Source organism: Rhodoferax sp. AJA081-3, assembly GCF_017798165.1.
Lineage (GTDB): Bacteria > Pseudomonadota > Gammaproteobacteria > Burkholderiales > Burkholderiaceae_C > Allorhodoferax.
Genome location: NZ_CP059068.1, coordinates 118,979 through 133,715 on the forward strand (window position 1 = coordinate 118,979; position 14,737 = coordinate 133,715).

Here is a 14,737-nt window from a genome sequence, read left to right on the forward strand (position 1 = left end):
ATTCAGGCCGCAGGCTGCTTGGGTGCGCTGGCTTGACGTGCCGGCAACAAGACGGCTGCGATGGCCGCCATCACAAACACCATTGCCAGGTAATCTTCCCAGTGTGGCCACTCCCCCACAATCACCGTGGCGGCCAGTGTGCCAACCAGCGGAACCGCCATGATACTCATGGCACTGGTGGCCGGCGGCAAGTTGCGCGCCATGCCAAACCAGATGATCTGGGAGAAGCCGTAGTTGATGAAGGCGCCATACAGCAGACTGCCCCACATGGGCGCGGAGAACTGCCAACGGGGCCAGGGTTCCATCACAAACGCCAAGGCCCACAAGCACAGGCTGGTCAGTATCAGCATCCAGACCGTCAGGGTCTCCACCGGCAGGGTGATGCGGGCGCGCCGCATCATCAGCGTGCCCACCGCCCACAGGATGGCAGCCAGCTCCATCCAGACAATGCCCACCGGCCGTCCGGCCAGAGCACCCAGCTCATTGGAAACCAGCAGTCCTACAGCTGCGGCTACGGCCAGCACGGCAATACCAATGCGCAGCGTCAACTTTTCACCCAGAAACAGCGTGCCCAGCAGCACGGTCCAGATGGGCATGGTGAAGCCCAAAATGGCGGCGCGGCCCGAGGCCAGCTCTTTGACACCCAAAATGGCCGCGGTGTGCCAGCCCAGCATATTGGGCAGGCCCAGCGTCACCACGGTGCGCCATTCGGCGCCCTGCGGCAACATGCGCAGGCCACGGGCACGGTAAAAGAAGAACAGCCACAGGGCACCACCACTCATGGTCAGCGCCCGAAAGTACAGCGGCGACATTTCGCGCAGCGAATACTTCATCATGGGCCAGTTGATGCCCCACATCAGCGTGATGGCCAGCAAGGCCAGCAGTTGTTTGCGAGAAATCAAACGGCGACCGGCGCCTTGATGGCAGCGTGGCTTTGGTAGTCCAGCACTTCAAAATCTTCGAACTGGTAGTCGAAGATGCTGTCCGGCTTGCGCTTGATGTTCAACGTCGGGTAGGGGTAGGGCGCGCGGCTCAACTGCAATTCCACCTGCTCGTGGTGGTTGCTATAAATATGGCAATCGCCCCCGGTCCAGATGAAGTCGCCCACATCCAGGTCACACTGCTGCGCCACCATATGGGTCAGCAGCGCATAACTGGCGATGTTGAAGGGCACGCCCAGAAAAATATCGGCGCTGCGCTGGTACAGCTGGCAGCTCAGTTTGCCTTTGCCACCAGGCTCGGTCGCTGGGGCTACGTAGAACTGGAAGAAGGCATGGCAGGGCATCAGCGCCATCTTGTCCAGATCTGCCACGTTCCAGGCACTGACGATGATGCGGCGCGAATCGGGGTTGCTTTTGAGAGTCTGGATGACCTGGGCGATCTGGTCGATATGGCCACCGTCTGGCGTGGGCCAGCTGCGCCACTGCACGCCGTAGACCGGGCCCAGGTCGCCGTCTGGCCGCGCCCATTCGTCCCAGATGCTGACGCCGCGTTCCTTCAGCCAGTTGTTGCTGGAAGAACCGGTCAGGAACCACAGCAGCTCCTGAATGATGGAGCGCAAATGCACCTTCTTGGTGGTCACCAGCGGAAAGCCCTCGTTCAGGTCAAAACGCATCTGGTGGCCAAACACGCTGCGCGTGCCGGTGCCGGTGCGGTCGGTCTTGGCTACGCCCGTGGTGTACACGTGGCGCATGAAGTCTTCGTATTGGGAGCGGACGGGGTGTTGCATTAATAGCTTCCGAACAATGTATCCAGGGCGTTTTGAATAACCAGTTGATGGGCGCTCAAATTATCGATCGCCCGATTGCACGCGGCGACCGGAACAGCGCCGAGTGCGGGCGTATCCATCACGACGCGCTGTCCCTTGACCTGAAACACAGGGTTGAGGTCCGCAGTCAGTGGTGAGAGTGTCGCAGCGTCCCATAAGGGCACCATCACGCGGGTTTGAAATCCCTGGATGTGGTCATTTTGAACATCCAGGAAGAACGGAATGAGCTTGCGCTCGCGTACGTCAGGGTTGGCATACACATCGAAACGTGCCACCTTAGCTTCCTTCGCGCCCGTCACCCAAGGATTTGCCCCAGGTGCGGTACTTGGCCAGTGGCAAGCCGTGTTTGACAATGCGCGCGTTGTAGGCTGCAACGGCTTCTTTGTTGTCCTCGTTCCACTTTTCCCAGTAGAGCCTTCTGACTTCATCCGCCAGCAAAGTGTCCACGGTTTGGGAAATATTGATACCCATCTCGCGTGCGGCTTCCAAGACTTTGGAGTTCAGCGACAGGTTGGTGGCTTTTTTGGGGGCGTTTTCAAAGTGAAGCATGGGAGGTCTCCAGGAGGTCTGCGCACAGTATATGCGCATCAGCCGTGTTGTTCTCCGATGAAATCCTCAGTCCATCTCAGTTCTACTCTGCTCTGCCAGGGCCAGCAATGCCTGCCGCGTGAAGTCGTCCGCTGGGAAGAAGGTCTCCATGGCCAGTTCTTGCAAGGTCACGTCCACCGGATTGCCGAAGATGGTGATGGTGCTGATGAAGCTCAAAACGCCCTGGGGCGTGCTGAACTGGAAAGGCATGACCACGCCCGGGTGCTCGCCCTCCAGCTGCAGGTCGGCGCCAGCGGGCGTGGGATAGGCCTGCAATTCCTTGAGCAGTGTTTCCAGCGCCGGGTCTGCGCTGGCTGCAATCTGGTGGCGAACCCGCTCAAACAAATGGGTGCGCCACTGCACCAGGTTGGCAATGCGCGGTGCCAGGCCGAGCGGGTGCAGGCTCAGGCGCAATACGTTCATGGGCGCCTGCAGAAGTTCGGGGTCTACACCGACCAACAGATGCGGCACCACGCTGTTGGCAGCAATCAGGTTCCAGTGCCGGTCGATGGCAATGGCGGGGTAGGGCTCGTGGCTTTTCAAGATCAGCTCCACGGCCTGGCGCGCGGGGCTCAGGGCCGGGTCGTCCAGTGCGCGCTCGCGGTACATGGGTGCATACCCAGCAGCCACCAGCAAGGTGTTGCGTTCGCGCAGCGGTATGTCCAGCCGCTCGGACAAGCGCAGCACCATCTCGCGGCTGGGTACGGAGCGACCGGTTTCCACAAAACTCAGGTGGCGGGTGGAAATTGCGGCGTGCATGGCCAGATCCAGCTGGCTCAGGCGCCGGTGCTGGCGCCAGTGGCGCAGGTGTGCACCAAAGGGTTGCGGGGGTTGGCGCGGTGTGCGGGCAGTGGGGTGTTGGCTGGTGGCAGTCATGGCGCGATGGTAAAGCGTGTGGTGACGGTGCGCCCATTACCTCCCAGGTCATCGCATTGCATCGTCTGCGACCCGATGATTCAGCCCAGACACCGCGCTGCGGTTGTCACCAACCCAAGGAGTCTGTCATGTCCTCATCATCTTCTACATCTGTTGTGTCATCGTTCTTTGCGTCCCCGCACTTTTTGCGCCGCGTGTTGTGGGCGGATGCCGCCAGTGGCGTAGGCACTGCACTGCTGCACTGGGAGCTTGCCGATGTACTGGCGCCTGTGCTGGGCTTGCCGGTCAGTTTGCTGCAGTGGTCAGGCTTGGCCTTGGTGGGTTTTGTGCTGTTCATCAGCTGGATAGCCAGCCGCCGCACCATACCCGCGGGCCTGGTTTGGGTATTGATCGCTGCCAACACGGTGTGGGTTTTGGGTTGTGTGGGGCTGCTGGCCAGCAGCCTGGTGGCACCTACCACGCTGGGGATCGCCTTTCTGATCGTGCAGGCAGTGGCGGTGGGGGTGCTGGCCGAGCTGGAGTGGATCGGCGTGCGCAAGATCCAGCCGGCGCACGCCTGGTGACTGTCTGACCCTCAGCTGAAGAACTCGACGCGCCCGTCCTCCAGGTCGTAGCGGCCGGCGATGACTTTGACCTTGCCACTCTTGACCAGCCCGGCCACGATGCTGCTCTTGGTGGCGATGCGGCTGGCGGTACGCATGGCGCTTTCGCGTACGGCGTTGTCCAGAAAGTCACCCGGTTTGCCGTGCACGGCCTTGGCCGCTGGAACAATGGCCTGGACCATCGGGCCGATGGACGCAGGGAATTTGGTCTTCTTCTCGACCACTTCGCAGGCAGCTGCCACAGCGCCACAGCGTTCATGCCCCAAGACGATGATCAGCGGCACACCCAGCACGCCCGAGCCGTATTCAATGGTGCCCATGGTTGCGCTGTCCACTGCCATGTTGCCGGCGTTGCGGGCCACAAAAAGTTCACCCAGGCCCAGGCCGCCAAAGAGCAGCTCGGGTGGCACACGGCTGTCGGCGCAGGACACAATCGTGGCCCACGGCGCCTGTCCTTTGGACACCTGTTCACGTTGGGTACTGAGTTGTGCCGCGCACAGCTCAGGGCCCTTGGTGTATTTCTCGTTGCCTTCCTTGAGCTTGGCCAAGGCTTCGTCGGCCGTCAGGCTGGTTCCCTTGCCGCTGGCGGCCCATGCCGGCACGGCCGACAAGCCCAGCCCGGCCAAGGCGCCGGTTGCAGTCAAGGACAAAAAACCGCGCCGGGAAGCCTGGCGCTCTGCATCACAAACGTGGCACATGGCGAATCTCCTCATTCAAATAGTTGTCAAGGATTGTTCGGCCAAGCGCAGGGCAGTCAGCCGCAAGCCACTATATCCACTGGCTTGCGTTCCGTCACACTTTTTTACAGTTCGACGAAACCGGCGATGTGGCGCAAGCGCTGGGCGGGGTCCAGCTCTGCCAGCAACTGCTGTTTGGCGTCTGCCGGAATGGGCAGCAACTCGGTCCACCGGTTGGCAACCCACCCACATTCTTCCAGGCGGTAGGGTGCAAAGATGGGCAGTGCATGGCGCGACCCGGCCTGCTGCCCATCGGCAATGAGTCGGCCCAGCATATTGGCCAATGGCTGCAGGTCTGGGGGAATGGGCTCGGGCGCGTCGGCGGGCAGGTATTGCACCTGTGCGTACCACACGCCGTACGGGCCCCGCTCGGTGTCTACCAGCGCAAAACGCAGGCCGCCCTGGCAGACCACCTGCAGCAGGGCGGGTTGCACGGTGTCCACCGTTTGCACGTGGGCCAGCGTGCCGATACGGTGTAACTGCGGCACTTCGTCCGGCACCTGCACCTCATGGCCCTGCACCAGGCCCACCACCCCAAACGGGATGGCTTCGCGTTGGCAGCGTTTGATCAGGTCCAGGTAGCGCACTTCAAAGATATTGAGGTGCAACATGCCGTCGGGCAATAAACCCTGGGACAAGGGGAACAGGGGGATGCGGGTGGGCATTGGGGGATTCTAGGCAAAGTGCTCAGCCACAATAGTGACCACCATGCACCCCATTCAGAAATTACTGGCCTATGCCAGCCCCTACCGCCGTGACATCCGCCTGGCCACCGTCTATTCCGTTCTCAACAAGTTTTTTGACATCCTGCCCGAGGTGCTGATCGGCGCAGCGGTGGACGTGGTGGTCAAAGGCGACCAGAGTTTTTTGGCCAAACACATCCTGGTGGACTTCGGCATCACCAGCACCTGGCACCAGCTGCTGGTGCTGGGCGGCTTGAATGTGATGATCTGGGGCGGGGAGTCGCTGTTTGAATACCTGTACCACCTGAAGTGGCGCGGCCTGGCGCAGGACATTCAACACGACCTGCGGCTGGACACCTACCGCCACGTGCAGAAGCTGGAGATGGCCTACTTCGAGAACCAGCGCACCGGCAATCTGATGTCCATACTGAATGACGACATCAACCAGATGGAGCGTTTTCTGAACGGTGGCGCCAACAACATCATCCAGGTGTTCTGCTCGTCGCTGATGATCAGCGCGGTATTCTTCGCATTGCAGCCTGGCATCGCGGTGATTGCCTTGCTGCCCGTGCCTGCCATTCTGTTTGGCGCCTTCTGGTTCCAGAACCGACTGGCGCCGCACTACACCGAGGTGCGTGAAGCGGCAGGAGATGTCAGCGCCCGGTTGAACAACAACCTATTGGGCCTGGCCACCATCAAGGCCTTTGCGACCGAAGGTGTGGAGGCCGACCACATTGCCCAGGCCAGCAATGGTTACCGCGCGGCCAATGCCCGCGCGATTCGCCTGAGCTCTGCCATCACGCCGGTTATCCGCACTGCGATCCTGGCAGGCTTTACCGCGACGTTGTTGTACGGCGGCTGGCTGACGATTGAGGGTGAGCTTGCTGTGGGCGCCTATTCGGTGCTGGTGTTTCTGACCCAACGCCTGCTCTGGCCACTGACCGGCCTGGCTGAGGTGGCCGATATGTACCAGCGCTCCATGTCGTCGATAGACCGGGCGATGGGCTTGCTGCAGACCCCCATCAACATCCCCTACGAAGGCCAGCATTTCCCCATCGACACCGTGAAAGGCGAACTGCGCTTTGAGCAGGTCTGTTTTGCCTATGACACCGTGCCCACGCTGCAGGACATCGACCTGACGATTCCCGCCGGCAAGACCACGGCATTTGTCGGCTCCACTGGCTCGGGCAAGTCCACACTGGTCAAGCTGCTGCTGCGTTTTTACATCGCCCAATCCGGCCGCATCCTGCTGGACGGCCAGGCTATCGACGGCCTGAACCTGCAAGACCTGCGCCGTGCAATCGGTTATGTGTCGCAAGACACGTTTTTGACCGACGGCACGGTGGCGGAGAACATCGCTTATGGCGCAGCCTGGGCCACCGATGCACACATTGCCGAGGCAGCACGCGCGGCGGAGTGCACCGAGTTCATCAACCAACTGCCGCTGGGTTTTGCCACCCGCATTGGCGAGCGCGGCCAAAAGCTCAGTGGCGGCCAGCGCCAGCGCCTGGCTTTGGCTCGCGCCATCCTGAAGAACCCACCGGTGCTGGTGCTGGACGAGGCCACCAGCGCGGTGGACAACGAGACCGAGGCGGCCATCCAGCGTTCGCTGGACGTGGTCAGCCGCAACCGCACCACCATTGTCATCGCCCACCGCCTGTCCACGGTGCGCCAGGCCGATTGCATCCACTTGCTGGAGGCAGGGCGCATTGTGGAGAGTGGCACACACGACGCGCTGGTGGCGCAGGGTGGCGGTTATGCCGCGCTGTGGCGGCTGCAAACGGGGGAGCGGAGCTAGGGTCCGAGGCGGTTGTACGGAGAGCTTGCAAGCCAAATATGGCCCTAGCCCCCTAGAAATATGGCTATACAGCTATCGTTTTTATAGTACCCGCCCCGGGTTCATCGTATTCAGCGGGTCCAGCGCCTGCTTGATGGCGCGCATCATGTCCAACGCGACGGGGGATTTGTGCTGCACCAGCTTGTCGCGTTTGAGGCTGCCCACACCGTGTTCGGCAGAGATGGAGCCCCTGAACTGGTCCACCATGTCGTAGACGATGGCATTGACGCCTTTTTCGTCGTCGCGCAGAAAGGCCTCGGCATCCGCACCCGCAGGGGCCTGCACGTTGTAGTGCAGGTTGCCATCGCCCAGGTGGCCGTAGTTGACCAGGCGCACGCCTGGGTAGGCCTGCTCCAGCTGGGCGTCAGTCAGGCGCACAAACTCGGGGATGCGGGACACGGCAATCGAGATGTCGTGTTTGATATTGAGCCCCTCTTGCGCCTGCGCCAGCGGAATGCTCTCGCGGATATGCCATAGCGCCCGGGCCTGGGTGATGCTCTCGGCCACCACGGCATCGACCACACATCCTTCTTCCATGGCCACCTCCAGCAGGCGCTCAAAGCGTTCGCGGGCATGGGCTTCGGATTCCTGGTCGGAATTCTCCAGCACCACGCAGTACGGCGCGTCACTGTCCTGGAACGGTGCGCGCTGCTGGGGGAAATGCTTGGTCACCAGGCTTAGTGCAAATTTGCCCATCACCTCAAAACCGGTCAGCCCGGCACTCAGGTGCTGGTGCGCCAAGCCCAGTAGTTGCACTGCGGCATCCAGCGACGGCACGGCGGCCATGGCGGTGAGCTGCGCCACAGGCAGAGGGTAAAGCTTCATGGTGGCGCCAGTGATCACCCCCAGCGTGCCTTCGGAGCCAATCATCAAATGGCGCAGGTCGTAACCGGTGTTGTCTTTTCGCAGGCCGCTCAAGCCGTCCCAGATCTCGCCCTGGGCGGTGACAACCTCCAGGCCCAGGCACAACTCGCGGGTATTGCCGTAGCGAACCACCTGCGTGCCACCGGCGTTGGTACCCAGGTTGCCGCCAATGGTGCAACTGCCTTCGGCGGCCAGGCTCAGGGGGAACAGGAAGCCTGCCTTCTCGCAGACTTCTTGCAGGGTTTGCAACACACAGCCGGCGTCCACCGTGACGGTCAGGTTGCCGCCATCCAGTGTTCGCACACTGTTCATGCGCAGCAGGCTCAGCACAACCTGGTTGCCGCTGGCATCGGGCGTGGAGCCGACCACCATGCCGGTGTTGCCGCCCTGGGGCACGATGCTGACGCCAGCCTGTACGCAGGCCTTGACCACCGCAGCCACCTCCAGGGTATTGGCGGGGCGCACCACGGCGAGGGACTTGCCGGTTTCGCGTTTGCGCCAGTCTTGCTCGTACGCGCTCAGGTCGCCATCGGTCAGTACGTTGGCGGTGCCTACGGTCTGACGCAGTTGGTCCAGGAGGGCAGTGTGGGCTGTGGTCATGGTGTGGGCTATAGAGTAGTTGGTGTCACTGGCAGGGTAGCTTCTGCGGCGGCCTGTGCGCGGGCATTGGCCTGGCGCAGTCGCACATGGGCAGCGCAGGCTACAAACAGGGTCATACACAGCAGAATTTCCAGCATGGCCAGATAGTTGCCGGGCGGCTTGTCGCTCCAGGCGCGCACCACACCTTCAATAAAGTAGAGCCACACCACCAGACTGACCCAGCGGTAGGTGTACATGCGGTTTTTCAGCAGACCGGCCAGCGGAATGCACAGCGGCAGCGCCTTGAGCACCAGCCAGGAGCCACCGGGGCGCAAGGGTGCCAACCATAGCTCCCAGGCCAGGGCCAGCAGAATCAGGGCCATAACACTGCCCACGGCAAGCCATCGGGTGAGGTCAACGGAGAAAGAAGTGGGCTGGGGGCGGGTAGGCGTGTTCATGTCGGTGGCATCATAGCGGCATGCATCCAATCGAACGTCTAAGAGGCTGGCTCCATGAAGTCGCCCAAGTACCCTGGCTTGAAGCCATCCGCACCCTGCGTGAGCGTTTCCGCGAGGACCGCCTGGGCCTTACCGCCAGCAGCCTGACATTTACCACCACCATTGCGCTGGTGCCTTTCATCACTGTGGCGCTGGCCGTGTTCACCGCCTTCCCCATGTTTGCCAAGTTCCAGGATGTGCTGCAAAAATGGTTGATCGACAGCCTGGTGCCCGACAACATTGCCCGCCAGGTGCTGGGTTACCTGAACCAGTTTGCCGGCAAGGCCAGCAAGCTCGGCGGCGTAGGGTTGGCTGTGCTGCTGGGTACAGCGCTGGCCCTGGTGTTCACCATAGACCGCACGCTCAACAGCATCTGGCGGGTGCGCAAGCCCCGGCCGGTTGCGCAGCGCGTGTTTTTCTATTGGGCCGCCATCACACTGGGCCCACTGCTGCTGGCGCTGAGCCTGAGCGTGACCTCGTTTGCGGTTTCTTACTCCAAAGGCGTGGTGGGCGCCATGCCCGGCGGGGTGTCGTTGCTGTTGAATGTGTTGCAGTTTGTACTGGTGGCGGCGGGTATGGCGTCCATGTTCCGTTTTGTGCCCAATACCCATGTGCGCTGGGGCCACGCCTGGATGGGCGGCGTATTTGTGGCTACCGGGCTGGAGCTGGCCAAACGCGGGCTCACCGCTTACCTGAGCAGTGTGCCCACCTATTCCGCGGTATATGGTGCGTTTGCCACACTGCCGATCCTGCTGATCTGGATTTATGTGGCATGGGTCATTGTGCTGCTGGGTGCTGCCCTTACCGCCTATTTGCCCAGCCTGCTGGCCGGAAGCACCCTGCGCCGATTGCCTCACGGCTGGCGGTTCCAGTTGTCGCTGGAGGTGGTACAACAACTGGAGCGCACCCGCGGGGCGGACGCCAAAGGCCTGACCTTGGACCAATTGTGCAAAACCTTGCATGTGGACCCTCTGCGCCTGGAGCCGCTGATGCAGACCCTTATTTCCTTTGACTGGATAGGGCAGTTGCGCGAGGTGGTTCAGCCCGGCGCCGAGGCCCGTTATGTACTGTTGGTGGATCCTGAAACCACCTTGCTTGAGCCCCTTTTGAGTGCCTGGCTGGTTGAGCGCACGGCAGCATCGGAAAAAATCTGGCAGATCGGCCGCTGGCACTCTATAACTTTGCGCGAGGTTTTATGAGTACAAAACCCTACTGGACCCACCCCGATGGCTCATGCGCCTGGTACCGCGTGCATATCCACGAAAAGAATTACTCGGTCAAAGTGACCGAGTCGCCGTTTGAAGAGGATGTGGCTGTTACCGAGATCAAGCAGGAGTGGAGCGGTGGCAAGACCGCCTCGCGCAAGGTCGAGGCGGGAGAAGAATATGACCGCGTGAGCGCTGCCTATTTTGCGGCGCGCAAGGCGGGATAACCCAACCGTATCAACAACATGCGGATTGCAAAGAGAGGACCACGTGGCCACTGAAATCGAGCGTAAGTTTCTGGTGATGGGTGACGCCTGGCGCACGGGTAGCGGCACCCGCATCTGCCAGGGATATCTGAACCGCGATAAGACCCGCACCGTGCGTGTACGCATTGCAGGCGAGCAGGCCTACCTGACCGTGAAGGGCGCCACGCAGGGCAATACGCGGGCCGAGTTTGAATATGAGATTCCCGTGCAGGACGCCGAGCAGTTGTTGACCCTGTGTGACGGCCCCACCATCGACAAAGTCCGCCGCAAAATTACGCACGGTGACCATGTGTGGGAGGTGGACGAGTTCCTGGGCCTGAATGCGGGTCTGGTGGTCGCCGAGATTGAACTGGCGTCTGAAGGCGAGGCATTCGCCAAGCCGGCGTGGGTAGGGCGCGAGGTCAGCGACGACGCGCGCTATTTCAACTCGCAACTGGCCACCAACCCCTATGGCAACTGGCGTGACCAGGCCGCATCCACCTAAAGCCCATGACTCGTTCTATGTGTTTGATGTCCAAAGGTTTCGTCGTAGCCTGCCTGGTCATGTTGTCGCTGGGTGCGCAGGCTGCAGCACCATCTACCGCTACCGGATTTAGTTTTTCACACCACGACTGGCAGCTCGTTTGCGACAACACCCGTACTTGCAGGGCTGCGGGCTACAGCAGTGATGGAGACGCCAACCCGGTAACCGTGCTGCTGACGCGCAATGCGGGGCCCGGTCAACAAGTGACGGGTCAGCTGATGTTGGGCGACTATGGCTCCGAAAGCATCACGGCCAAGCTGCAGGCTGTGCTCAAGCTCAGCATGCGCGTCAATGGGCGTACGGTGGGACAGATCGTTATCGAAACCAAAAGCACGATGTCAGCCGATTTGTCCACTGCGCAAGTGAATGCCTTGCTGGCAGCGCTGCCACGCGACAGCACCATCGAATGGGTGGGTGGTGGCAAGAATTGGCAACTATCCGACAAAGGTGCAGCAGCGGCGTTGTTGAAGATGGATGAGTTCCAGGGTCGGATCGGTACTACCAGTGCCCTGATCCGCAAAGGTCCTCGCGGCGATGAAGGTGTTTTGCCGCCGCTGCCCGCGCCGGTCGTCGTGGCTGTTGCACCGGCCAAGCCGCTGCCGGGTGACACAGAGTTTGCCAAAAGGCATGGCAAAGCCTTGCGCGCTGCGCTCTTGCCCTCGGTGAAGGAAGACGGCAACTGCACCAAGCTGACCGAACCCGAAGTAGGGGTGCAGGAAGAGCTCACCGTCTACCGGCTGAGCGCCAGCAAGCTCCTGGTGTCCATGCCCTGCTGGCTGGCCGCCTACAACTTTGGCTCCGGATTTTGGGTGATCAACAGCGCACCCCCTTTCAGCCCTGTGCTGGTGACGGACTCGGGTTCGGACTACAGCGACGGTAGTATTTCTGCTTCGCACAAGGGCAGGGGGCTGGGGGACTGCTGGTCGTCCGATACCTGGACTTGGGACGGCAAGGACTTCGTCCACACAGAGTCATCCACTACTGGCATGTGCAAGCTGATCGCGGCCGGTGGAGCTTGGAGTCTGCCCACGCTCGTCAGCGGGGGCAGTTCTGCGAGCCGCTGATATCAGGTTCCAGCAATCGCAGGCCTGAAACGGCTGGGGTTGGCCCCCGCCACCCTTCGCATCAGCCTGCGCAGCGCAGTCGCATCCTGGTAGCCCACTGCGGCCGCCACCTGCTCCACGGTCATGCGGCTACCCTCCAGCAGCGCCCGCGCCCGGCGTTGCTTGACGCTTTGCACCAGCGCCAGCGTGCTCTTGCCGGTAGCCTTTTGCACATGGCGTGACAGTGTGCGCTCGGACATGCAGAACTCCTGGGCCAGCACGCTGATCTTGGGCGGCGTGGGCAGGGCTGCTTCTATGCGGGCGGCCAGCCGGCCCACCAGATCATCGCCAATGGAGAAGGCCTCGGGCACGATGAACGGCGCCTGGGCCTGGCGGCCATCGAGCAGCAGTACGCGCGATATCGCGTCCACCAGCGCTGCACCACATAGCTTGCGCAGCAGGTGCAGCATCAGGTCCGTCTGCGCAAATGCGGCCCCTGCGGTGATGACCGTCCCGTGGTCACAGACCATCCGGTCAGCGTCGACCTTGCAGGCGGGCTCCAGCCGCTGTAGCGCCGGCGCTAGCCACCAGGTGGTGGTGACACGCTTGTCCCGCAATAATCCCGCCGCCTGCAGCAGGAACACACCGGAGCAAGACGCCGCCACTGTGCCCCCGGCCTGCGCATGTTTGCGCAGTGCCGCAATGGTGGCCTTGGCATCGTCCATAGCGAAGCGCCGAGTTATGGCCGAGAGGGTGTCCAGCCCCAGGCCCGGAAGAACCCACGCCGAGGTGTCTGATACCGCCGCACGTCGGGGGAGCCTTGATGTGTTGACGCTGATGCCACTGTGCAGCGCCACCGCACCGCCTTCGACCGAGCAAACCCGCCAAGTGGGCGGTGCAAGACCGTGTCGGGGTGCAATGGTTGCTGCGGCGCGCAGGATGTCCAGCGTCGCCGCCACGCTGCTGGAATAGGCGCCCTGCAGTACCAGAATCGTGAAATCGTACATTGTCTGAATAGGCCTTAAAACAGTCATAACGGACACTGTCATTGTGACCCGCGCGGTGCTGCAATACAAGCTTCTTTCACAAACCAACCGGAGCGTTTTCTATGCCTAATATTGTTCTGAGAATCCCCAAACACGCGTTCCCTGGCGCGCAACGCGCCGCGTTGGTACACGGCATCAATGAAGCGGCCGCTGCCGCGGAACGCTTACCGGTCGACCCTCGCAAGCGCTTTTTGTGCTGGGTGTTGATTGAAGAGATTGAAGTTGGCAACTGGACCTGTGGTGGCGCCGATGTAAGCAGCCAGTTCCTCCCCTGTATGGCTGTTATCCATGTGCCGGATGGCGTGTTGGACGATGCTGCGCGGGCCGCCTACACATGTTTGCTGCATGCTGCCTTCCAGAACGCGATGCCCGTCGATGAAAAACGCAAGCTGTTGACCTCCATCGTGTTCAATTCGGTGGAGGATGGTTCTTGGGGCGTGGGGAATGAGGTCTGGCGCCTGCCGGACTTTGCGCGCGCCGCAGGTTTTGAACACTTGCAGCATCTGGTGGCGGTTGCAGCGCCCCAAGGAGCCTGACCATGGCCACCGACACCCTGCAGCAGAACGACACGCTGGCTGACTTTGACGCACGGTCTGTCACCCTGGGCGGCATCTGCAAAAAAGTTTATGTCGCCGGCAGCGGCCCTGCAGTCATTGTGATGACCGAGATGCCTGGCATCAGCCCACACGTAGCGCGCTTTGCCCGCTGGGTGCGCGATGCGGGCTTCACCGTTTATATGCCTTCGCTGTTCGGCATAGACGGCGCGGTGCCCAGTGCGAAGGAGGGCATGGCGGTGATGCAGCGGGCCTGTGTCAGTGCCGAGTTTCGCGCGCTGGCTGCCAATCAGACCAGCCCGGTAACCCTGTGGCTGCGCGCACTGGCCCGGTTGGCGCACCAGCAGTGTGGTGGCCCCGGCGTGGGCGCCATCGGCATGTGCTTCACAGGTAACTTCGCGTTGACCATGATGCTGGAGCCCGCGGTGCTGGCCCCCGTGTTGTGCCAGCCCTCGTTACCCTTCAACGACCCCGCGGGCCTGGAGATCGCCCCGGACGATCTAGCCGCCGTGCGCGACCGCCTGGAGCGGGACAAACTCACCGTGATGGCCTACCGCTTTGCGGGCGACAAGTACTGCAAGGCGGAGCGCTTTGCGGCCTACCAGGCTGCCTTGGGCGAACGCTTCGTGGCGCGGGTGCTGCCGGACAGTGCGGCCCAGCGCGAGGGTCTGTCGCCGTTCTTCGAGCACGTGGTGGCCAGCCCGCACAGTGTGGTGACAGCCCATCTGATCGACGAGGCGGGTCAGCCCACGATTGCCGCGCGGGACGAAATACTGGGGTTCTTTGCAGAGCGGCTATTGGGAACTTAGTTGGTTAACAACCATTTTGGTCAAACTGGGCTGTAGCCCCCGTGAAATATGGTTGTATAGCTATAAACTGCATAGCGTTTTTCGCCTCATTTCGCTCAGATCAGCGGTTGAGGCGCTGGCGCGCGGGCTATGCTGGCCCCTGGGGACGCTGGGGATTTGCCATACAGACTACCGGACTGCTGCAGTGGGGCGGAAGCCGATGGCAACCAATGCCGGCTTTCTGGAAATCCAGTGGAAGAGCTCCGCCTCCTCAAAGACCC

General features: G+C 61.7%; 18 protein-coding genes. 8 read left to right on the plus strand and 10 right to left on the minus strand.

Going from position 1 to position 14,737, the window contains the following annotated elements; genetic code table 11:
• Positions 1 to 2: 2 nt before the first annotated feature.
• The 5 genes from HZ993_RS00615 to HZ993_RS00635 form a co-directional block, all read right to left on the minus strand.
• Positions 3 to 902 carry a DMT family transporter gene (locus HZ993_RS00615; protein WP_209395350.1) on the minus strand — a complete coding sequence of 300 codons (900 nt, stop codon included), beginning with the start codon at positions 900 to 902 and terminating at the stop codon, positions 3 to 5.
• Positions 899 to 1,729, minus strand: coding sequence for a thymidylate synthase (locus tag HZ993_RS00620; RefSeq protein WP_209395351.1), 831 nt, complete (start codon positions 1,727 to 1,729; stop codon positions 899 to 901). The genes HZ993_RS00615 and HZ993_RS00620 overlap by 4 nt, the downstream gene beginning before the upstream one ends.
• Complete coding sequence (locus tag HZ993_RS00625) at positions 1,729 to 2,043, minus strand: CcdB family protein (RefSeq protein WP_209395352.1); 315 nt, start codon at positions 2,041 to 2,043, stop codon at positions 1,729 to 1,731. Before HZ993_RS00625 ends, HZ993_RS00620 begins: the two co-directional genes overlap by 1 nt.
• 1 nt (position 2,044) lies before the next feature.
• Entirely contained in the window at positions 2,045 to 2,317 is a 273-nt protein-coding gene (locus tag HZ993_RS00630; RefSeq protein WP_209395353.1) for a type II toxin-antitoxin system CcdA family antitoxin, read from the minus strand.
• A gap of 66 nt (positions 2,318 to 2,383) precedes the next feature.
• The gene (locus tag HZ993_RS00635; protein ID WP_209395354.1) at positions 2,384 to 3,232 is read right to left on the minus strand and encodes a helix-turn-helix domain-containing protein; all 849 of its coding nucleotides are present in this window, start codon (positions 3,230 to 3,232) and stop codon (positions 2,384 to 2,386) included.
• Positions 3,233 to 3,360: 128 nt separating this feature from the next.
• On the opposite strand from HZ993_RS00635, the gene HZ993_RS00640 reads away from it, so the two are divergent.
• Positions 3,361 to 3,795, plus strand: coding sequence for a hypothetical protein (locus HZ993_RS00640; RefSeq protein ID WP_209395355.1), 435 nt, complete (start codon positions 3,361 to 3,363; stop codon positions 3,793 to 3,795).
• 11 nt (positions 3,796 to 3,806) lie between these two features.
• Here the strand turns inward: HZ993_RS00640 and HZ993_RS00645 are convergent, their stop codons facing one another.
• Together HZ993_RS00645 and HZ993_RS00650 are read right to left on the minus strand one after the other, a co-directional pair.
• The gene (locus tag HZ993_RS00645; protein WP_209395356.1) at positions 3,807 to 4,532 is read right to left on the minus strand and encodes a carbonic anhydrase; all 726 of its coding nucleotides are present in this window, start codon (positions 4,530 to 4,532) and stop codon (positions 3,807 to 3,809) included.
• A 104-nt stretch (positions 4,533 to 4,636) separates the two neighbouring features.
• Positions 4,637 to 5,236: an LON peptidase substrate-binding domain-containing protein gene (locus HZ993_RS00650; protein WP_209395357.1), complete on the minus strand. Its 600-nt coding sequence runs from the start codon at positions 5,234 to 5,236 to the stop codon at positions 4,637 to 4,639.
• 43 nt (positions 5,237 to 5,279) lie between these two features.
• Here HZ993_RS00650 and HZ993_RS00655 point away from each other — a divergent pair, with 43 nt between their 5' ends.
• Positions 5,280 to 7,052 carry an ABC transporter ATP-binding protein gene (locus tag HZ993_RS00655; protein ID WP_209395358.1) on the plus strand — a complete coding sequence of 591 codons (1,773 nt, stop codon included), beginning with the start codon at positions 5,280 to 5,282 and terminating at the stop codon, positions 7,050 to 7,052.
• An 81-nt stretch (positions 7,053 to 7,133) separates the two neighbouring features.
• Here HZ993_RS00655 and HZ993_RS00660 read toward each other — a convergent pair whose 3' ends face one another.
• Together HZ993_RS00660 and HZ993_RS00665 are read right to left on the minus strand one after the other, a co-directional pair.
• Positions 7,134 to 8,555 carry an FAD-binding oxidoreductase gene (locus HZ993_RS00660; RefSeq protein ID WP_209395359.1) on the minus strand — a complete coding sequence of 474 codons (1,422 nt, stop codon included), beginning with the start codon at positions 8,553 to 8,555 and terminating at the stop codon, positions 7,134 to 7,136.
• An 8-nt stretch (positions 8,556 to 8,563) separates the two neighbouring features.
• Positions 8,564 to 8,992: a DUF2069 domain-containing protein gene (locus HZ993_RS00665; RefSeq protein WP_209395360.1), complete on the minus strand. Its 429-nt coding sequence runs from the start codon at positions 8,990 to 8,992 to the stop codon at positions 8,564 to 8,566.
• Positions 8,993 to 9,012: 20 nt separating this feature from the next.
• Here HZ993_RS00665 and HZ993_RS00670 point away from each other — a divergent pair, with 20 nt between their 5' ends.
• Genes HZ993_RS00670 through HZ993_RS00685 form a run of 4 tightly spaced genes read left to right on the plus strand, consistent with a single transcriptional unit; the run spans position 9,013 to position 12,089 of the window.
• Positions 9,013 to 10,230: a YihY family inner membrane protein gene (locus tag HZ993_RS00670; protein ID WP_209395361.1), complete on the plus strand. Its 1,218-nt coding sequence runs from the start codon at positions 9,013 to 9,015 to the stop codon at positions 10,228 to 10,230.
• Positions 10,227 to 10,463 carry a hypothetical protein gene (locus HZ993_RS00675; protein WP_209395362.1) on the plus strand — a complete coding sequence of 79 codons (237 nt, stop codon included), beginning with the start codon at positions 10,227 to 10,229 and terminating at the stop codon, positions 10,461 to 10,463. The genes HZ993_RS00670 and HZ993_RS00675 overlap by 4 nt, the downstream gene beginning before the upstream one ends.
• A 43-nt stretch (positions 10,464 to 10,506) precedes the next feature.
• Positions 10,507 to 10,986 carry a CYTH domain-containing protein gene (locus tag HZ993_RS00680; protein WP_209395363.1) on the plus strand — a complete coding sequence of 160 codons (480 nt, stop codon included), beginning with the start codon at positions 10,507 to 10,509 and terminating at the stop codon, positions 10,984 to 10,986.
• A gap of 5 nt (positions 10,987 to 10,991) precedes the next feature.
• Entirely contained in the window at positions 10,992 to 12,089 is a 1,098-nt protein-coding gene (locus HZ993_RS00685) for a DUF1176 domain-containing protein (RefSeq protein ID WP_209395364.1), read from the plus strand.
• A gap of 2 nt (positions 12,090 to 12,091) precedes the next feature.
• On the opposite strand, the gene HZ993_RS00690 is transcribed toward HZ993_RS00685, so the two are convergent.
• Positions 12,092 to 13,075, minus strand: coding sequence for a GlxA family transcriptional regulator (locus tag HZ993_RS00690; RefSeq protein ID WP_209395365.1), 984 nt, complete (start codon positions 13,073 to 13,075; stop codon positions 12,092 to 12,094).
• A gap of 101 nt (positions 13,076 to 13,176) precedes the next feature.
• Between HZ993_RS00690 and HZ993_RS00695 the strand changes: the two genes are divergently transcribed.
• A complete protein-coding gene (locus HZ993_RS00695) occupies positions 13,177 to 13,650 on the plus strand; it encodes a tautomerase (RefSeq protein ID WP_209395366.1) in 474 nt (157 codons plus the stop codon).
• A 2-nt stretch (positions 13,651 to 13,652) separates the two neighbouring features.
• Positions 13,653 to 14,477, plus strand: coding sequence for a dienelactone hydrolase family protein (locus HZ993_RS00700; protein WP_209395367.1), 825 nt, complete (start codon positions 13,653 to 13,655; stop codon positions 14,475 to 14,477).
• Positions 14,478 to 14,737 lie beyond the last annotated feature (260 nt).